Genomic DNA, 19431 nt, shown 5'->3' with positions numbered 1-19431 from the left:
GAATCATGGTAAGTTACATGCAAGAAATATATAGAAAGTTGCTAGATAGTGCTTCATTTCCTGGGAAATTAAATAACATCAATAATATAACTATAGAAAATAATACAAAATTATCAAATGGAGCAATTGGTATAGCAATTACTTTATTAGACCAAGAAGTTACCTTCTATATAGAAAACTGTACTAAAGAAGATATAAAAAATATAAGAGCACTGACAATGTCAAGCCAAGTAAATTACAATAAATCAGACTACATGTTTTTAGATATTAATTCAGAATTAGATATACTACAAATTAAAATAGGTTCTTTTGAATATCCTGATGAAAGTACAACTATAATACATCAAGTAAACGAACTATCAACAGATTATAAAGATAAATTCATAAGACTTTATTTAAGTGGTTCTGGTATAAAATCTAAAAAGAATTTATATATAGATGGAATTAAACAAGAATTCTTAGAAAAATTACTTATGATAAATAAAGACTATCCTACAGGGGCAGATTTGATTTTAATAGATACCAAAGGAGAAGTTGCATTTATACCAAGGTCATCAAAATTAAGTTGGGAGGTATTATAATAATGGCTTATGTGGCAGTTAAAGGTGGAGAAGAAGCTATATTACAGGCTAGAAATATACTTGAATTTTATAGAATAAAAGGAGAAAGCCTACCAATAGATGTAAAACAAATTAAAGAGCAAATGTCTTATGCTGTGGATAAAGTGATTTCTGAGGGAAGTCTATACAACAAGGAATTATCTGCATTAGCTATAAAACAGGCTCAAGGTGATATATTAGAAGCATCCTTCTATATAAGAGCATTAAGGTCAACAATGCCTAGAGTAACTTATTCAGAACCTATAAATACAGAACAAATGAGAATAGGTAGAAGAATCTCAGCTACATTTAAAGATATACCAGGAGGGCAGTATCTTGGAGCAACTAGAGATTATGAAAATAGAATACTAAATATAGAGTTGATTAAAGAAGATGAAGAAAAAAATAGAGATTTTAAAGCTAACTATATAAATGACTTAGAACGAGTGAATGAAATACCTAAATTCACAAAGGTATCTAATATATTTAGAAACGAGAATTTGTTGGAAGAGGATACTTATGAAGATAAATTAGAAGAAGAAGTAATAGATGATATTACAAGAAATAGTCTAAGATTTCCAGTTTCTAGGTCAGCAAAATTGCAGGCACTTACTAGAGGTGAAAGTGGAGCAGTATCAGGGTTTGCTTATTCTATTGTAAGAGGTTTTGGTGATGAGCATCCATATATAAGTGAGCTTAGAACAGGAGATGTATATATAAAAATAAAACATCCTATTTATGAAGATGAGCAAATAACAATAGGAGAAATGTTGGTTACTGAGTGTGAAATAGTATCAAAAGCATCACAAAATAAGTCTGAAAATTCTAAAAATAAATCGGGAGATATAAATAAAATGTCTTTAGGATATGGTCTTTGTATGGGAAATAATGAAAATAAGGCTATATCTATGGCTATACTAGATAAATCTTTGGAACCAAATAGTGAAAAATTAGCCCAAGATGAAGAATTTGTATTACTTCATATAGATGGTATAGATTCATTAGGGTTTATATCTCACTTTAAGCTTCCTCACTATGTAGATTTTAAAGCAGATGTAGAAAGAATAAAATAGGATATGGAGGGAAATTAAGTGATATATAACTATGGTTTTTTAGATGAAAATACAAAAAAAGAAATCCGAAGAAAAATACTAAAAGCAGTATCAATACCTGGTTATCAAGTACCTTTTGGTTCAAGAGAATTACCTATTGCCAAAGGATGGGGGACTGGAGGACTACAATTAACACTATCATTGCTTGGTGAAAGTGATGTAGTAAAAGTGATTGACCAGGGTAGTGACGATTCTACAAATGCTTGTAATATAAGAAATTTTATTTCAAGTGTAAGTAATGTAGAAACTACAAAAGATACATTAAAAGCTACATTGATTCAAACAAGACATAGAATACCAGAAGAAAAATTAAAGTCTAATCAAATAATGATATTCCAAGTGCCAATACCAGAGACACTTAGAATAGTAGAACCTAGTGAAGTAGAGACAAGGAGGATGCATTCAGAAGAAGATTATAGCAGGATGTGGGTATATCTGTATGAAGATATAGTTAAATTTGATGATATATCAATAGCAGCAGAGTATCCATGTAAAGTAAATGATAGATATTTAATGAATCCATCACCAATACCAAGATTTGATATAAAGAAATTAAATATGTCAGATAACTTATTTTTATTTGGTGCAGGTAGAGAAAAGAGAATATACGCCATACCTCCATACACAAAGGTAGAACCCTTAGAATTTGATGACTATAAATTTGAAGAGGAAAAATTTGAAGGAAAACATTGTAGTTTATGTAAAAGTTCAAACACATTTTTAGATGAAGTATATGACAGTGATACTAATGAAAAGTACTATAGTTGTTCTGATACAAGTTATTGTGAAAAAGTTAGGTTAAGAAATGATGGCGTAGATGTGGCAATTGGAGGTGCTTGGAATGAGTAGTGCAAAACTAGGAGAAGACAAAAAAATAGAAAATATAGATAAACGAGTATTAATAGGAAAACATATCAATCTTATTTATGGAGAGGGATGTGAAAAGTGTTTTGAGAGTACAGGATATGAAAGTAATAATATATGTAAATATTGTGGTTCTATAGTTGCATGTAATAATGTAAATCTTGAACTTTATGAAGGAGAAGTTCTTGGTATTGTTGGAGAATCCGGCTCAGGAAAAAGTACATTGTTAAAGATTTTGTTTTTTCAAGAAAATGCAAATAGTGGAGAAGTGTACATATCAAATTATAACGAGTTCGAAAATATATTAGAACTCTCAGACCAAAAAAAGAGGTACATAAAGAATCATTTTATGGGTATTGTATATCAAAATCCCCATCTTGGTTTAAATTTGAATTTTAGTAGTGGTGGAAATATAGCAGAGAAATTATTAATGGCAAATATATATAATGTTGAGAAAATAAGAGATAGAGCTAAAGAACTTCTAGTAAAGACTAATATACCTGTAGAGAGAATAGACCATAAACCAAAATATTTTAGTGGAGGAATGCAACAAAGAGTTCAGATAGCAAAAGCACTTTCTAATAATCCTCCAATACTTTTATTAGATGAAGTTACAACAGGACTGGATGTTTCTGTACAAGCTGAGGTATTAGATTTAATAAGGGAAATACAAAGAGAACTTAAAATTTCTATGATAGTAGTATCTCATGACTTTGATGTTATAAAAATGCTTGCTGATAGGACAATTGTGATGAAAAATGGAAGTGTAATTGAATCTGGTTTAACAGACCAGATAATGGAAGACCCACAGCATCCATATACTCAGCAACTTATAAATTCACTACTATAAATAATATTTGTAATAAGTAAAATGGGGGTTTTAAATAAAATGGAAGAAATTATACTTGAAGTAAATAATTTTAGCAAAGATTTTGAATTACATGCATTAAACAAAACTATAAAAGCGTGTAGTGAAATAAATTTTACAATTTCTAAAGGTGAATTTTTAGGAATAATAGGAAAATCTGGAGCGGGAAAGTCTACTATATTAAAAAGTATTTATAAAACCTATATCCCAGCGACTGGAGAAATAATATTCAACTCAGAAATATATGGAAAGATAGATTTATCTACAATTGGCGATAGAGAAATGATAAATCTTAGAAAAAAGGAAATAGGATATGTATCACAGTTTTTAAAAACACTTCCACGAATAACTGCTATTGAGCTAGTAGTACATTCTCTAATTGAGAGTGGATTTGAAAAAGATTGTGCATATGATATGGCGAAAGATATACTGACTCAGTTTGAAATAAAGGAAAACTTGTGGGATTCCTATCCGAATAATTTTTCTGGTGGAGAAAAGTTAAGGTTAAATCTAGCACAAGCTATGGTAAAAAAACCTAGACTTTTATTGCTTGATGAACCAACTGCATCACTTGATAATCAATCTAAAATATACGTAAAAGAAAAAATGTTGGAACTTAAAAATCAAGGAACTACAATGATAGGGATATTTCATGATATAGAATTTATGGAGACAGTTATAGATAAAACCTTTACTATGACAAAAGGCACTATAAGTGAAAGCGGGGTAGCTTAGATGGTAAAATTAATTCATAATGCAAATATTGTATTGGAAGATAAAATATTAGAAAATGGCCATTTAATTATAGAAGGAGATACAATAAAGAAAGTCTCAAATGATAAGATTGACTACTTACTAGATTTCAACGAGATAGATGAAATAATAGATGCAAAAAATTTATATGTTATACCTGGTATCATAGATATTCATAGTGATGCTATTGAAAAGGAAATAGAGCCAAGACCAAGTACATTATTACCATTTAATATGGCATTTTATGAGCTAGATAAAAAACTACCTGCAAATGGAATAACAACAGTTTATCATTCTATATCTCTAGGTGATGGAGTAGGAGTTAGAAGTATTGATAATTCTTTAAAAATGATTGAAAATATCGATTCGTACAAAAATATAAATAGTAAGAGTATAAATCATAAAGTTCATCTAAGGTATGAAGTGTTGTACCATGAAGGCTTAGATAAGGTATCAGAGTTATTAGACAAAGATAAAATAGACTATTTATCTATAATGGACCATTCTCCAGGACAAGGTCAATATACAAATCCGAAGTTCTATAGAGAATATGCTACTAAAGTATGGGGAGTAACAGAAAATTATGTAGATACATGGTTAGATGAATTAGTAGATTTACATGATAATTTAGATTGGAATAAAATAGCTAGTGTCATAGGAAGGGCAAAAACTAAAAATATAAATGTTGCATCACATGATGATGATACATTAGAAAAAATGGATTTTATAAAAAATATAGGAGTTAATGTATCTGAATTTCCTATAACTCTTGAAGTTGCAAAATATTCAAAGAAACTGGGTGTTTTAACTTGTCTAGGTGCCCCAAATATTGTAAGAGGGAAATCTCATAATAACAACTTAAAGGCAATGGATGCTATATTGGAAGATTGTTGTGATATTGTTTGTTCAGACTATCTTCCATCAGCAATGATAAAGTCCATGTGCATAGTTGCACAAGGAACTAACAGTCTAAATAAAGCAGTTAACCTATTTACTTCAAATCCAGCTAAAGCAGTTGGTATATATGATGAAAGAGGTAGCATAAAAGAAAATAAAAAAGCAGATTTAGTTTTATTGGATATTGATAGTGAGTATCCAAGAGTTGTAAATACTATTGTAAATGGAAAAACAGTTTATAAAAGGGAGGTATAAAGATTGTTAACAGATTTACATTGTCATACAAGCATATCAGATAACAACTTCACTACAGAAGAAATAATTAAGATAGCATTAGAAAAGAATATAAGTGTTTTAGCAATAACAAATCATGATACATTGTCTGGGCTAGATGAAGCTATCGTATTGGGAGAAAATTATGGAATAACTATAATACCAGGTATAGAAATATCAGCATACGATTATAAAAACAGAAAAAGAGTTCATATCTTGGGCTATAATATAGATTTAAATAGTCAAGAAATAAAAAATTTATGTAATCCAATGGTTTGCGATAGGCATAAAGCATCTGTTAAGATGGTAAATAAAATTATAGATTTAGGATATAAAATATCTCTAGAAGATGTAAAGAAATATTCATCAAAGACTGGAATATTTAAACAACATATAATGAAAGCACTTATAGATAAAGGGTACACAGATAAAATATATTCAAGTTTATATAAAGAGTTGTTTCATAGAGGAAATGGTAAGGTGTATGTATCTTTAAAATATGTAGATTATAAAGATGCAATAAGAGCTATAAAAAGCTCTGGTGGAATTTGTGTACTAGCTCATCCTGGCCAAATGGACAATTTTAATGCTATTGAAAATATGGTGAATGTTGGATTAGATGGGATAGAAGTGTATCATCCATCTCACAATAAAGATTTAGAAAAAGAGTCACTTTCTTATGCTAAGAAATATAACTTAGTTGTTACAGGAGGCTCAGATTATCATGGGCTTTACTCTCAGCATGAGTGTGACCTAGGAAGTAAAAGCTTAAATAGAGAAGATTTATTTAAGTTTAGGTTAGCCTTAGGAGGGGTTTTATAAATGTCTTTTTTACAAGTTAAAGATGTAAGTAAAAGTTATGGACAAGCTAAAGTGCTAAAAGATATATCTATTGATATTAAAAAAGGAGAGTTTATTTGTTTATTGGGACCAAGTGGTTGTGGGAAAAGTACATTGCTTAGAATAATTGCAGGTCTTGAAGACAAACATGATGGAAAAATAATAATGAATGATAAGGATATGACGAACTTACCACCTGAAAGTAGAAATTTTGGTATAGTTTTTCAGTCATATGCACTATTTCCAAACATGACTGTTTACAAAAACATAGCTTTTGGCTTAGAAAATAAAAATATAAATAAATCTAATATTGATAAGAAAATTAAAGAAGTTTTAGAAGTTGTCGAACTAAATGGATATGAGAAAAAGTATCCATCGCAATTATCAGGAGGACAGCAACAGAGAGTCGCGCTAGCTCGTGCAATTGCTTTAGAGCCAGATTTTTTACTTCTTGATGAACCATTATCTGCATTGGATGCAAAAGTAAGGTTGAAACTTAGGGAACAGATTAGAAGTTTACATAGAAAGCTTGGAATTACCACTATAATGGTAACTCATGACCAAGAAGAGGCACTTTGCCTAGCAGATAAAATGGTTGTTATGAATAGTGGAGAAATAATACAGGTTGGGACTCCAAAAGAAGTATATAAAAATCCAGAGACACCTTTTGTAGCTGACTTTATAGGAACAATAAACTTTATAGATGATGGTATTAATAAGATAGCTATCAGACCAGAAGATATAAAGGTAGAATTTAATAGAGATTCTAAAGACAATGACATTAAAGTTGGAGAGATTTTAGATATTGAATTTAGAGGATTTAACTATAGAATTACAGTTGAATATTGTTCTAAGAAAATAAAATTAGACATAGTTTCAAAAGTTGCAGAACAAATGAAACTGTGTATAGGGTCTAAAATAAATTTCAAAATTCCCAAAGAGGGAATTGTAGAATATAAATCAGAGGGATGTGCTTAAATAGCTAGGGGTGAATAAATGATAACAACAAAAAACAAAAGAAGGATAAGTGATAGCACAATACAAAAATGTTTTCTGATTTTTTCGCTAATTGTACTAATAGTATTTATTTTGTTTCCTTTAGTATCATTATTAAAAAATGCATTTTTAGATACAAGTGGAAACTTCATAGGTATTTCAAATTTTAGTAAATATGCTGAAAATCCAAGTCTTATAGCATCATTTAAAAATTCAATTTTTGTATCCACAGTTTCATCTTTAATGTCGCTGTGTTTAGCATTTATCTATTCATATGCAATAACGAGAACAAATATAAAATTTAAGAATTTTTTCAAAACTATGGGAATGTTTCCTCTTTTTGCACCAACTATGTTATATGGTATTTCACTTATATACCTTTTTGGAAATAAAGGAATATTTACAACAATGGGATTTGAGATACCGTTATATGGACCATTAGGAATAATTGTCTCTCAAATACTGTTTACATTCCCACAAGCTTTTTTAATACTATCTGTTGCGCTTTCTATGGCAGATTATAGACTTTATGAAGCAGCAGATAGCTTAGGGGCTAGTGATTTTAAAAAGTTTTTTAAAATTACAATTCCAGGCATAAAGTACTCACTAGTAAGTTCTTTCTTTGTATCCTTTATACTTGCATTTACAGACTTTGGAGCAGCAAAGGTAGTTGGAGGAAACTATAATGTATTAGCTACGGATATATATAAGCAAGTAGTAGGGCAGTTTAATATACCAATGGGGGCAACTGTTTCTATGGTAATGTTAATTCCTGTACTAATAGCTTTTACATTAGACAAGGTGGCAAGTAAAAAACAAGGAATGACTATAACAGCAAAATCTATGCCTTATAAAATTAAAGAAAATAAATTTAGAGATAGAGTATTTTTAATAGCGTGTAGTTTTATAACTTTACTAATCTTCATTTTGATATTCGTTTCAGTTATAGGTTCAGTTATAAAATTATGGCCATATAACCTAAGTTTTACGATGGAACATTATACATTTAAAGGTATTTTAGGAAGCGGATTAAAAACTTATTTAAGCAGTTTAAAAATATCAACACTAACAGCTATATTTGGAACTATATTTGTGTTTTTTAGTGCATACATGATAGAAAAAGTGGATAAATTTCCACGATTAAGACAAACAGCTTACTTCTTATCTATGATACCAATGGCATTACCAGGTATAGTACTAGGAATATCATATATAACTTTTTTTAACTCAGCAAGTAATCCACTAAATTTCCTATATGGTGGTACAGTCATACTTGTCATAGTAAACATAGTACATTTTTATTCTGTTTGTTTTATAACTTCAAACTCATCACTAAAAATGTTGGATAGAGAGTATGAATTAGTCGCAAAATCTATAAATATTCCATTTTATAAAGTGTTTTTTAACATCACAGTACCAATGTCTATAACATCAATACTTGAGATAGTGGTATATTATTTTGTAAATTCAATGGTTACTGTTTCAGCATTAATATTTTTGTATACCCCTCAGACTCAGACTGCATCAATTTCCATATTGAAGTTAGATGAGATAGGATATATAGGGCCATCAGCAGCTATGGCAGTATTAGTGCTTTTAACAAATATAATAGTAAGACTTTGCTATGAATTCGTAACAAAAAAATTAAAAAACAATACACAAAAATGGCAACAAAAAGATGTTGCATAGGGGAGGTAAAGATGAAATTTAAGAAGCTAGTTTCTTTAGGAGTATTATCAACACTTTTATTGAGTGTAATAACAGGATGTAGCACTGCCTCATCAGGTGGAGATTCAAAGTCTGATAGTAAAACAAAAGGAGAATTAACAGTTTATACAGCAATCGAAGAAGACAGTATAGACCCATATTTAGCTACATTTAAAGAAAAATATCCAGATATTAAATTAAATGTTGTTAGAGCATCGACAGGAGATATAACAGCGAGATTATTAGCAGAAAAAGATAATCCACAAGCAGATGTTGTATGGGGGATTGCTGCCACAAGTTTGTTAGTTGCAGATGACCAAGGAATGCTAGAACCATACGCTCCAGAAGGGTCTGATAAGATAGACACTGCATTTAAAGATGATAAAGAAGTGCCTTCATGGGTTGGTATAGATGCTTGGATGACAGGTATAACTGTAAATACTAAAGAATTAAAAGATAAAAATATACCAGTTCCTAGTTCTTATGAAGATTTGATAAAGCCAGAATATAAGGGGCTTATATCTATGCCAAATCCATCTTCTTCTGGAACAGGATATTTAACAGTGTCAGCGCTTATACAAATTATGGGAGAAGAAAAGGCATGGCAATATATGGATAAGTTACATGAAAATATTGGTGTATATACTCAATCTGGTTCAGCTCCAGCTACATCATCAGCTTCAGGAGAATACCCTATAGGGATATCTTTTGGATACAGAGGCATAAAATTAAAAGAAGAAGGTTATCCAGTAGAAGTAGTGTTTCCAAAAGAAGGTTCTGGATGGGATATAGAAGCAAATGCTCTTGTAAAAAAAGAGAATATAAAAGAAGCTTCTAAGGTATTTTTAGATTGGGCGATAAGTAAAGATGCAATGAATGAGTATTCTAAGAACTATGCAGTTACTACAGTTGATACAGGAAATCCAATTCCAGAAGGATTCCCTAAAAAGCCATTAGAGCAAATGATAGATAATGATTTAAAATCAGCAGCAAAAAATAGAGAAACTATATTAAATAAATGGATATCAAAATATGATGGAAAGACAGAAAAGGAAAGTTAAATTCATTAATAAAATCCAACAAAAGAGAACCTAGAATATAAATTTTATATCTAGGTTTTTTTAATATATATTTTATATTTGTCATGAGACCCACATATTTTTTCTATAAATCATTGATATTAAAAAAGAAAATTGTATGGATGATATAATATTAATATAGGTAATGCTACAAGGGACTTATTGTTGCTTATAAGTGATTCAATAGAATATAATAGTGAATATATTTATCTAGTAGAAATAAATTTTTTTTAAACTATAGATTTCTAAATAAAAATAAATAGGTTAGTGCCTTGATTAAATCAAATAAAAACCTTAAAATAAAGAGATGTAAACAAAAACTAAAAACAAATAAAAGGTGAATTTATATGATAAAAGAGATAATAGTAGTAGAGGGAAGAGACGATGTTACAGCAGTTAAGAGAGCGATAGATGCAGAACTTATAACCACAGGTGGATTTGGATTTCCAAAAGGAGTAATGGAGCGTATAAAATCAGCTAATGAAAGACGTGGAGTTATAATATTTACAGACCCAGATTTTGCAGGTGAAAAAATAAGAAAAAAAATAGCATCAGAAGTCCCAGGATGTAAACATGCGTTTTTACCAAGAGAAGAAGCTAAAAAGGATGGAGATATAGGAATAGAAAATGCTACTCCAAAAAGTATAATAGCAGCTTTAAATAAAGTTAGAACTGAAAGTACAGAAAAAAGAGATGAATTTAAACAAGTTGATTTGATTAGAAATGGTCTTATAGGAAATGAAGATGCATCATCTAGGAGAGATGCACTTGGTAAAATACTTGGAATTGGCTATGGAAATGCAAAGCAATTTTTAAATAGATTAAATAATTATGGTGTTGAAAGAGAAGAATTTGTAAGTGCATTAAAACAAATTTAAATGTAAGCATGTATGATATGAAAAAAATATAAAAAATAAATATAAAATTACAGAGTAATTTAAAATAAATTGTCTTTAATAACTATTTTGCTTTGAATACATGTAAATAAGTATAATTAATAGGATAAAATCTTAAAATAAGTTAAAAAGGAGTAAACGATGGATAGACTATCTTCACATAGCGCAACAAAAGAAGTAGTACAAAAACATAATTTTAAATTTTCAAAGTCTTTAGGTCAGAATTTTTTAATAGATAGTAATATAATAGATAAAATATTGGATGGAGCTAGAGTGGCAGACGGAGATAATATAATAGAAGTAGGACCTGGTATAGGTACACTAACTCGTGAAATGGGTAAGGTAGCAGAAAAAGTAGTAGCTATAGAAATTGATAAAAACTTAATTCCTATATTGAAAGATACCTTATCAGATTTAGAGAACATAGAAGTTATAAATCAAGACATATTAAAAGTAGATATACAAGAGCTAATAAAAGATAAATTAAATGGTGGACCAGTTAAGCTTGTAGCAAATCTTCCATATTATATAACTACACCAATAGTTATGAAGTTTTTAGAAGAGGATATACCTGTAACAGATATAGTGGTTATGGTTCAAAAAGAAGTTGCAGATAGAATGAATGCTGTTCCAAGTACGAAGGATTATGGAGCATTGTCTATAGCTGTTCAGTACTATTGTGAAACAGAAATTGTAGCAAAGGCTCCAAGACATATGTTTATACCACAGCCTAATGTAGATTCAACAGTTATAGGTTTACATGTTAGAGCTGAAAAGAAATATGATGTTCATAATGAAGAAATATTTTTCAAGACAATAAAAGCATCTTTTGGACAAAGAAGGAAGACTCTACTTAATTCATTGGGAGGCCTTGGTTTTCTTAATAAGGACGAAATAAGAGAAATATTAAAAGAAGCTAATATAGATGAAAAAAGACGCGGTGAAACTCTTAGTATAGAAGAGTTTGCAGTTCTTTCAAATATAGTAAATACAAAAGTATCTTCTAAATAGGAGGTACTTTTTTTTATTTTATTAACATATATTGTTTAGAGAAACTGTGTTAAGGGGGGATTGCAGTGGGTTCTAAAAGAAAGTTTAAAAGAGACTATATAATACTAGAAGCTAAAGACATAAACTTTAGATACAAAGAACGAGTACTGCCAAAAGCTTTTGCAAAAGTCGAAGTAAATGATGAAAAATCAATCATTGCATTATATGTAGAAAATCTAAAATATGTTAAAGATGGGTATAAAGCAGTAGCAATAAAAGGTGACCATGGATTAATAGACTTAGGAAATATAATTTTAAATGAACAAGGAAGAGGTGAATTTGTTTTAGATTTAGAGGATTATGATGAAGAGATAAAAGGAATTGCCTTATTGTATGAAAGAAATATTCCTTTAGTTGGCTTTAAGGGAAATAAGATTGAAAATTATGAGGACATATTATTCCAAGATGTAGAAGATGAAGAATTAGCTGAAAGTGAAGAAGAGTATTTAGAAGACGATATAGATGATGCAAGTGAAGAATATAGAGAAGATGATGATGACAATGAAGAAAATAGTGATAGTGACGAAGAATATATCATAGAAGAATATGATGAAGATGAAGATGAATATGACGATTATTGGGAAGATGATGAAAGTGAAGAGGTAGAATTAAAGGCAAGAGCAGATATAGAAGATTCTAGTGATGGTGAAATTGAAGAATTTAATAACTATAAAGAAATAGAAAATTATAACAAGGCTAAAGAAAATGAATGCTATGACGATATAGAAGATGATGAGGAATATGATGAGGATGAAGAAGACTTTGAAATAAGACATGAAGAAAAGATAGTTGCTTCTCCAAAAACTACTAAGTCAAAGAAAGCTCAAAAAGAACAAAATAATATTGAAAAAGTAAAAAGAGCTAATGGGATAAGTCAAGTAGATAGTGGAAATAAGCAAGCTGGAACATTACTTATGCCTAGACAAATAAAAAAAGGGCTAAAACTATTCAGAGAAGTTAAGCCTTTTGTAGCAGATTATATAGACAATACAAGATGGTGGAAAATAGAGGTAAATCCTACAACATTGTGTGGATATTCAATGCCTTATTTAGGATATTTAAATGTATTGAATTATACAATGTATAGTGATGCAGTTTTACATTCATATAAATATAGACATTACTTATTTGGAGTACAATATGATGAATATAATAAGAGAAAGCATTATATTTATGCTATTCCAGGGAATAGAAATGAACAACCAGATAATGGAAGCACAGGATTTTTAAAATATCAAGTTTGTGACCATAGAACCAATAGTTTAGGCTACTGGTTATGCTTTATAGATTCTAGACAGAGAAATATAGTTAGATAAAACAATAAGAATGAAAGAATTTAACTTTAACTTTCATTTTAGTAAAGAAAATTAATGAAAATGATATAAAAGTTTAAAAACTATTGATAATATTTAAATATTACACTACAATATATGTTGAAATACCTATTATATTATGGAGGAAGATTATGATAAACGAGCAAAGAATTTTAAATGAGTTCCTTGAATTAATACAGATAGACAGTTTATCTTTAAAAGAGGGGAATGTAGCTAAAGTATTAGTTGAAAAGTTAGAAGAAATAGGTTGTTCAGTTGTAGTAGATAATGCTGGTGAAAAAGCAAATGGAGAAACAGGCAATATAATAGCTACTTTAAAAGGAAATAAAGAAGGAAAGAAAATATTATTTAGTTCACATATGGATACAGTAACTCCAGGAATAGGGGTAAAACCTATAGTGGATGAAGTAAATGGAATAATAAAAAGTGATGGTACTACAATATTAGGCTCTGATGATAAAGCAGGTATAGCAGCTATATTAGAGGGATTAAGACAGGTAAAAGAAAACAATATAGAACATACTGATATTCAAGTTGTATTCTCTATATGTGAAGAATGTGGATTAGTTGGAGCTAAAAATTTAGACTATGCAAAAATAGATTCTAAATATGCCTTTGTATTAGATAGTGGTGGTTCTCCTGGAGAGATAATAGTAAAAGCTCCTGCACAAGATGTAATAAATGTTAAGATATTAGGAAAGACAGCTCATGCAGGTCTTGAGCCTGAAGCTGGTATAAGTGCTATAATGGTAGCTGCTAGAGCAATAGATAATATGAATTTACTTAGAATAGATGAAGAAACAACTGCTAACATAGGAATTATAAATGGTGGAACAGCTACAAATATAGTAACAGGAGAAGTTAACATAGTTGCAGAAGCTAGAAGCCTAAAAGAAGATAAATTAGATGTTCAAACTAAACATATGGTAGAAACTTTTGAAAAAGCCGCTAAGGATTTTGGAGCTAAAATTGAAATAGATGTAAATAGAGCATATACTCCAATAGATGTTAATGAAGATTCAGAAATAATACAACTTGCAAAAAAAGCATTTTCAAATTTAGGAATAGAAGGTCATACTGAATCTACAGGAGGAGGTAGCGATACTAATATATTAAGTAAAAATGGTATTGAAGCTATAACTCTAGGAATAGGTATGAAAAATGCTCATACATTAGATGAACATATAGCTATAAAGGATTTATATGATTCTGCCAAAATGGTAATAGAGATAATAAAAGAAGCATAAATTTAAATAATAGTGTATAATATATATATCGCCTAGCTCAAGCTAGGTGATTTTTCATTTTATAGAAGATTGATAATCTCTATTGAAAGTAAAAGATATACATTTGAATATAATAATAACTTTAATTTATGTTTAAATATATGTTTTTAATAATATTTAGATTTGGTTTATGAGGAGGAATAACAATGGAAACAAGGTACGAGGAAGCAAATAAAATAACAATACAATCAATAATTTGGAATATAGTCTTAACAATAATTAAGGTGATAGCTGGTATTATTGGTAATTCTAGTGCTATGATTGCAGATGGATTACATTCCGCTTCAGATATTATAAGTTCTGTAGGTGTGCTGATAGGTAATTATGTATCTTCTAGACCAGGAGATAAGGAACATAATTATGGTCACGAAAAGGCAGAGACATTGGTATCATTCGTATTATCAATATTACTTATATTTGTTTCTATCACAATAGGTATAGGGGCTATTAAATCCTTATTTAACTTAGATGCATTGAGTGTTCCATCAATACTTCCATTAATAGTGTCAGTCATTTCAATTTTGATAAAAGAGTATCAATATAGAATAACAATAAAAGTTGCTAAAAAGATAAATTCACCCGCTTTAAAAGCAGATGCTTGGCATCATAGGTCAGATGCTCTATCTTCAGTGGCTGCATTTATAGGTATAGGAGGTTCTATTTTAGGATTTAAACCATTAGACCCAATTGCATCAGTTGTAGTAGCAGTATTTGTAGCTAAGGTAGGAATTGATATACTTATAAGTTCTGTAAATGAATTGATGGATGTTTCAGTTGAAGAAGAAGAAAGACAAGAATTAAAGTTTATTGTAGCAGATACAGAGGGCGTTAAAAATCTAGGAGATATAAAGACTAGAAAACATGGAGCTATGGCATATGTGGACTTGACTATATGTGTTGATGAAAATCTAACAGTAAAACAGGGGCATGATATTGCTACTAAGTTGGAAAAACATATAATAAAACATATGGAATTTGTAAAAGGGATAACAGTTCATGTTGAACCATGTACTAATTGCCAAGGAAATAAGTGTATAAAATAATTATGGCTTAAAAAAAAGTGTAAAAAGTTATATAATTGTTTTATGACTATAAACTCTAGGGGTGGTTAAATGAGTAAGAAAAGAAAACTAAAGAAAAAAGCTGCAATATTAATAGGAGTAGTTGTTTTCTTTATAATATACTTTATATCTTTTAAAATAGGTCTAAACATGGAAAAGGATAAGAGTGAGGTTCCAAAGAAAGTAGAAACAGAGACAGAAGATAATAGGTCTTTAATGACTCAAATAAAAGAGAAGAAGAAAATTTATGTATCAGATAAAAATGTAGAAAACATAAAAATCGAAGAAGATATGTGGAACGAGATAAAGTTCTTTTTCTCAGAATTTAAGAAAGTGAGAAATACTACTTCTTATGAAGCAATTTATGAAGGGTATTCTGATGATGGAATTAAATTTTCTACAGACCTTAATTTTTTTAGAGTCTATACTGTAAATAAAGAGGAATATTATAAAGTTCCAATTGATTCCAAGAATTCTTTTAAGAAGCTTTTAGATGAGAGCATATATACTTCATTTGACCTTTTGAGTCACTATAAAGACTGGAAAGAGGTCACTATAACTTATGGAAAAGAAACTAAGAAGATTCATAAATGGAAGTTTGATGATTTAGCACATAAGATGATTTCAAAAAGAGTTGTAGGAAAGGTTCAGCCAGAAAAAAGTAAGGAAAGAAGTGATTATAATTTCAGTATAAATATAAAAGGTGAAAATTTTGCGGTGAAAGTGGATACAATGGGCAAGGATTATGTAAAAGTTACTTCTAAGAAAACTGTCTCTTACTACGAGGTTCATACAAGTTTATTTGATTATCTTAAAAATGAAATATTTGAGATTGGAAAGAAATAAAATATTAAGAAGGCTATCAAGTGATTATATCATTTGATAGCCTAAATTAATTTTTATATGTTATTTTTAGTTACATACTATTTTTCAACTAGTAAGTCTGCAACCTTATATATTGGACCAGCACCAGCAGTTATTACTAAATCATTATCATTAACATTTTCACGTAAATATTTTACTATATCTTCAAATTCTTTTATGTAGATAGCATCTACATTGTTTTGATATAATTTTTCAACTAAGTCTTTAGAGTGTATATCTCCTGGGTCATCTTCTCTTGCAGCATATATATCTGTTATTATAACTTTATCAGCTGCATAGAAAGCTTCTGAAAATTCACCTAAAAGAGATTTTGTTCTAGTGTAAGTATGCGGTTGGAAGACGCACCATAAAGTTGATTTTTTTAACTTTTTAGCAGCAGCTAAAGTAGCCTTTAGCTCAGTTGGATGATGTGCATAATCATCTATTACTAAGGCATTTTTGTAATATCCCTTAGATTCAAATCTTCTTCCTACGCCTTTATATATTTTTATATTTTTTCTTATAGTCTCTAAATCAATACCAGAAACAAGAGCTGCCATTATAGCAGAAGAAGCATTGTATATGTTATGAAGGCCATATACAGAAAGTTCAAATTCTCCTAAATCTTTTCCTTGGTACTCTATTTTAAAGATTCCGTGACCACCATTGTCAAAATGTATATCTTTTATAACAGCATCATTGTCAGAATCTCTACCATATTTTATAATAGTAGCTTTAACATCGTACAATATGTCATCAACATTTTCATCATCACCATTTATTATGAAATATCCATCTGGAGGTAAAAGTTTACCAAATTTGTTAAACGAAGCTTTGATTTCATCTATACCAGAGAAATAATCAAGATGGTCTTCCTCAACATTTAAAACTATAGATATCTTAGGATTAAAATTAAGGAAACTATCTACATATTCACATGCTTCAGTTATAAAGTGGTTAGAATTACCTATCTTAACATTACCGCCTATCATACTTAAGTTACCACCAACCAATATAGTAGGGTCTAAGTCTGCATATTCAAAAATTGTAGACAGCATAGATGTTGTAGAAGTTTTTCCATGTGTCCCAGAAACTGCTATAGAGTTTTTATACTCCCTCATAATCTGACCTAAAAAAGTAGCTCTGTTCATTATTAATTTATTTTTTTCTCGAGCAGCTATAAGTTCTTCATTGTCTGGGTGAACTGCTGCAGTATAAACAACCATATTTACATCATCTGATATATTTTCTTTTTTTTGACCGATATAGATAGTTGCCCCTTGATCCCTAAGTTTGTCTAATAGGTATGATTCGTTTGAATCCGAACCTGAAACCTGATAACCCTTATTGATACATATTTCGGCTAATGCACTCATGCTGATACCGCCAATTCCTATAAAGTGTATATTCATAATAAAACCACCTTTCTTTTTAATTAAGTCCTACAATATGAACTATTTTTGTGGTATAATAATATAATGTTCAATATTTTATAATTAATATGCATATAATATTATATGTATTTTATTTTTGAATATAATAAAACATAAGTAATATTATACCACAATACGAATTGTTATGCATTAGTTAGTTTAACGTTATATAAAGGTACTGGCAGGAGGAAATAGTAATGAAATTTAAAAGAACAGAGAGAATTGGGGCAATAGTTAAAATACTATCTGATAACCCAAATAAAATATATACATTAAGTTATTTTACAAATCAATTTAATGCAGCAAAATCAACAATAAGTGAAGATTTATTAGTTGTAAAAAATGTATTTGAAAAACTACACTTAGGTAAAGTTATAACTATCTCAGGAGCAGCAGGAGGAGTAAAATATATACCTAAAACTTCTATAGCAGAAAATGCAGAGTTTTTAATGGAATTGTGCGAGAAAATATGTGACACATCTAGAATACTATCTGGCGGTTTTTTATACTTAATTGATTTAATTTATGACCCTACAATAGCTGCTAAGATAGGAAAAATATTTGCTTCAAACATTGAATATGTAGACGCAGATTATGTTGTAACAATGGAAACAAAAGGTATACCTATGGCACTTATGACTGCAAAGGCTATGAATTTACCTCTAGTTATAATAAGAAAAGATATAAAAGTATCAGAAGGTCCTACCCTTAGTATGACATATGTAAGTGGAAATAATTCGAAGGTTGAGAGTATGAGTTTACCAAGAAAGGCTCTTAAACCAGATAGTAAAGTTATAATTATAGATGATTTCATGAGGGGTGGAGGTACTATAAAAGGAATGGTAGACCTTATGAATGAATTTGGAGCAGAGGTTATAGGTACTGGAGTATTCATATCTACAACAAATCCTTCAGAAAAAATGGTAAAAGATTATATATCACTAATTCAGTTAGATGTTACTGGAGATAAAATAGTAGTTGAACCAAACTTAAAAACTTTTAAATATGAATATAGAAATGAAGACTTAGATGGGGAAAATGATTCAGAATTTGAATTTGAGATAGATGAAGATTAATAAAAAAATATTTAGAAAAATATGTAAAAATAAAAAGAGGATATCCCTAGTTGTCCATAGAATTACTTAAAAAACAGTTTATATTAATTTATTCCAACAATAATAATTTTAATATAAATTAATTTCTGTCAAAATCAAAGGGGGATATATTGGTATGAAGATAACTGACGTAAGAGTAAGAAAATTAACAGAAGAAGGTAAAATGAAATGTATAGTGTCAATAACTTTTGATAATTTGTTTGTAGTACATGATATAAAAGTTATAGAAGGCCACAATGGGTTATTTATAGCAATGCCTAGCAGAAAAGTAGGCGAAGGAAATTTCAGAGACATAGCTCATCCAATAAATGCAGAAATGAGACAAGTTTTAGAAGATGCAGTTTTACAAGCGTATCATGAAGCATTAGTTCAATGGGAAGTAGCTGCTGAATAACAATAAATAT

At 29.4% G+C, this 19431-nt stretch carries 19 protein-coding genes; 18 read left to right on the top strand and 1 reads right to left on the bottom strand.

What is annotated here, in order from left to right; genetic code table 11:
- Positions 1-5: 5 nt before the first annotated feature.
- The 16 genes from phnH (at position 6) to KGF46_RS15235 (ending at position 16461) form a co-directional block, all read left to right on the top strand.
- A complete protein-coding gene (gene phnH, locus KGF46_RS15310) occupies positions 6-581 on the top strand; it encodes a phosphonate C-P lyase system protein PhnH (RefSeq protein ID WP_227829129.1) in 576 nt (191 codons plus the stop codon).
- Between the two features lie 2 nt (positions 582-583).
- Positions 584-1672 carry a carbon-phosphorus lyase complex subunit PhnI gene (locus tag KGF46_RS15305; protein ID WP_227842877.1) on the top strand — a complete coding sequence of 363 codons (1089 nt, stop codon included), beginning with the start codon at positions 584-586 and terminating at the stop codon, positions 1670-1672.
- Positions 1673-1690: 18 nt separating this feature from the next.
- Entirely contained in the window at positions 1691-2560 is an 870-nt protein-coding gene (locus KGF46_RS15300; protein ID WP_227829127.1) for an alpha-D-ribose 1-methylphosphonate 5-phosphate C-P-lyase PhnJ, read from the top strand.
- Positions 2553-3425 carry an ATP-binding cassette domain-containing protein gene (locus KGF46_RS15295; RefSeq protein WP_227829126.1) on the top strand — a complete coding sequence of 291 codons (873 nt, stop codon included), beginning with the start codon at positions 2553-2555 and terminating at the stop codon, positions 3423-3425. The genes KGF46_RS15300 and KGF46_RS15295 overlap by 8 nt, the downstream gene beginning before the upstream one ends.
- Before the next feature lie 39 nt (positions 3426-3464).
- A complete protein-coding gene (locus KGF46_RS15290) occupies positions 3465-4178 on the top strand; it encodes a phosphonate C-P lyase system protein PhnL (RefSeq protein WP_227829125.1) in 714 nt (237 codons plus the stop codon).
- Positions 4179-5348: an alpha-D-ribose 1-methylphosphonate 5-triphosphate diphosphatase gene (locus tag KGF46_RS15285; RefSeq protein WP_227829124.1), complete on the top strand. Its 1170-nt coding sequence runs from the start codon at positions 4179-4181 to the stop codon at positions 5346-5348.
- 3 nt (positions 5349-5351) lie between these two features.
- Positions 5352-6188, top strand: a complete 837-nt coding sequence (locus KGF46_RS15280) for a PHP domain-containing protein (RefSeq protein WP_227829123.1) — start codon at positions 5352-5354, stop codon at positions 6186-6188.
- Positions 6189-7184, top strand: a complete 996-nt coding sequence (locus tag KGF46_RS15275; RefSeq protein WP_227829122.1) for an ATP-binding cassette domain-containing protein — start codon at positions 6189-6191, stop codon at positions 7182-7184.
- A gap of 18 nt (positions 7185-7202) precedes the next feature.
- The gene (locus KGF46_RS15270; protein ID WP_227829121.1) at positions 7203-8891 is read left to right on the top strand and encodes a putative 2-aminoethylphosphonate ABC transporter permease subunit; all 1689 of its coding nucleotides are present in this window, start codon (positions 7203-7205) and stop codon (positions 8889-8891) included.
- 11 nt (positions 8892-8902) lie between these two features.
- A complete protein-coding gene (locus KGF46_RS15265) occupies positions 8903-9970 on the top strand; it encodes a putative 2-aminoethylphosphonate ABC transporter substrate-binding protein (protein ID WP_227829120.1) in 1068 nt (355 codons plus the stop codon).
- A gap of 365 nt (positions 9971-10335) precedes the next feature.
- Positions 10336-10866, top strand: a complete 531-nt coding sequence (rnmV, locus tag KGF46_RS15260) for a ribonuclease M5 (protein ID WP_227829119.1) — start codon at positions 10336-10338, stop codon at positions 10864-10866.
- Positions 10867-11025: 159 nt separating this feature from the next.
- Positions 11026-11895 (top strand): 16S rRNA (adenine(1518)-N(6)/adenine(1519)-N(6))-dimethyltransferase RsmA, encoded by an 870-nt coding sequence (rsmA, locus tag KGF46_RS15255; protein WP_227829118.1) that lies wholly within the window; start codon positions 11026-11028, stop codon positions 11893-11895.
- A 65-nt stretch (positions 11896-11960) separates the two neighbouring features.
- On the top strand, positions 11961-13250 hold the full coding sequence (locus KGF46_RS15250; protein ID WP_227829117.1) for a hypothetical protein: 1290 nt from the start codon (positions 11961-11963) through the stop codon (positions 13248-13250).
- Positions 13251-13399: 149 nt separating this feature from the next.
- Positions 13400-14515: a M20/M25/M40 family metallo-hydrolase gene (locus tag KGF46_RS15245; protein WP_227436340.1), complete on the top strand. Its 1116-nt coding sequence runs from the start codon at positions 13400-13402 to the stop codon at positions 14513-14515.
- A gap of 185 nt (positions 14516-14700) precedes the next feature.
- Positions 14701-15597 (top strand): cation diffusion facilitator family transporter, encoded by an 897-nt coding sequence (locus KGF46_RS15240; protein ID WP_227829116.1) that lies wholly within the window; start codon positions 14701-14703, stop codon positions 15595-15597.
- Positions 15598-15666: 69 nt separating this feature from the next.
- Positions 15667-16461: a hypothetical protein gene (locus KGF46_RS15235; RefSeq protein ID WP_227829115.1), complete on the top strand. Its 795-nt coding sequence runs from the start codon at positions 15667-15669 to the stop codon at positions 16459-16461.
- A gap of 77 nt (positions 16462-16538) precedes the next feature.
- On the opposite strand, the gene murC is transcribed toward KGF46_RS15235, so the two are convergent.
- Positions 16539-17891 carry a UDP-N-acetylmuramate--L-alanine ligase gene (gene murC, locus KGF46_RS15230; RefSeq protein ID WP_227862148.1) on the bottom strand — a complete coding sequence of 451 codons (1353 nt, stop codon included), beginning with the start codon at positions 17889-17891 and terminating at the stop codon, positions 16539-16541.
- Between the two features lie 218 nt (positions 17892-18109).
- On the opposite strand from murC, the gene purR reads away from it, so the two are divergent.
- Both purR and spoVG read left to right on the top strand, forming a co-directional pair.
- Positions 18110-18988 (top strand): pur operon repressor, encoded by an 879-nt coding sequence (gene purR / locus KGF46_RS15225; protein ID WP_227829113.1) that lies wholly within the window; start codon positions 18110-18112, stop codon positions 18986-18988.
- A 154-nt stretch (positions 18989-19142) separates the two neighbouring features.
- Positions 19143-19421: a septation regulator SpoVG gene (spoVG, locus tag KGF46_RS15220; protein ID WP_003421453.1), complete on the top strand. Its 279-nt coding sequence runs from the start codon at positions 19143-19145 to the stop codon at positions 19419-19421.
- The last annotated feature ends 10 nt before the right edge of the window (positions 19422-19431 follow it).

Origin of the sequence: Clostridioides sp. ZZV14-6153, assembly GCF_020657855.1 — a bacterium.
GTDB lineage: Bacteria > Bacillota > Clostridia > Peptostreptococcales > Peptostreptococcaceae > Clostridioides.
The sequence above is the reverse complement of the archived record's forward strand: the minus strand, read 5'-3'. Positions and strand labels throughout refer to the sequence as shown.

Coding starts and splice junctions, on each gene's coding strand:
- murC (WP_227862148.1), bottom strand. CDS start 17,891: ATGAATATACACTTTATAGGAATTGGCGGTATCAGCATGAGTGCATTA.
- KGF46_RS15285 (WP_227829124.1), top strand. CDS start 4,179: ATGGTAAAATTAATTCATAATGCAAATATTGTATTGGAAGATAAAATA.
- rsmA (WP_227829118.1), top strand. CDS start 11,026: ATGGATAGACTATCTTCACATAGCGCAACAAAAGAAGTAGTACAAAAA.
- KGF46_RS15290 (WP_227829125.1), top strand. CDS start 3,465: ATGGAAGAAATTATACTTGAAGTAAATAATTTTAGCAAAGATTTTGAA.
- phnH (WP_227829129.1), top strand. CDS start 6: ATGGTAAGTTACATGCAAGAAATATATAGAAAGTTGCTAGATAGTGCT.
- purR (WP_227829113.1), top strand. CDS start 18,110: ATGAAATTTAAAAGAACAGAGAGAATTGGGGCAATAGTTAAAATACTA.
- KGF46_RS15265 (WP_227829120.1), top strand. CDS start 8,903: ATGAAATTTAAGAAGCTAGTTTCTTTAGGAGTATTATCAACACTTTTA.
- KGF46_RS15275 (WP_227829122.1), top strand. CDS start 6,189: ATGTCTTTTTTACAAGTTAAAGATGTAAGTAAAAGTTATGGACAAGCT.
- spoVG (WP_003421453.1), top strand. CDS start 19,143: ATGAAGATAACTGACGTAAGAGTAAGAAAATTAACAGAAGAAGGTAAA.
- KGF46_RS15245 (WP_227436340.1), top strand. CDS start 13,400: ATGATAAACGAGCAAAGAATTTTAAATGAGTTCCTTGAATTAATACAG.
- rnmV (WP_227829119.1), top strand. CDS start 10,336: ATGATAAAAGAGATAATAGTAGTAGAGGGAAGAGACGATGTTACAGCA.
- KGF46_RS15305 (WP_227842877.1), top strand. CDS start 584: ATGGCTTATGTGGCAGTTAAAGGTGGAGAAGAAGCTATATTACAGGCT.
- KGF46_RS15295 (WP_227829126.1), top strand. CDS start 2,553: ATGAGTAGTGCAAAACTAGGAGAAGACAAAAAAATAGAAAATATAGAT.
- KGF46_RS15270 (WP_227829121.1), top strand. CDS start 7,203: ATGATAACAACAAAAAACAAAAGAAGGATAAGTGATAGCACAATACAA.
- KGF46_RS15235 (WP_227829115.1), top strand. CDS start 15,667: ATGAGTAAGAAAAGAAAACTAAAGAAAAAAGCTGCAATATTAATAGGA.
- KGF46_RS15240 (WP_227829116.1), top strand. CDS start 14,701: ATGGAAACAAGGTACGAGGAAGCAAATAAAATAACAATACAATCAATA.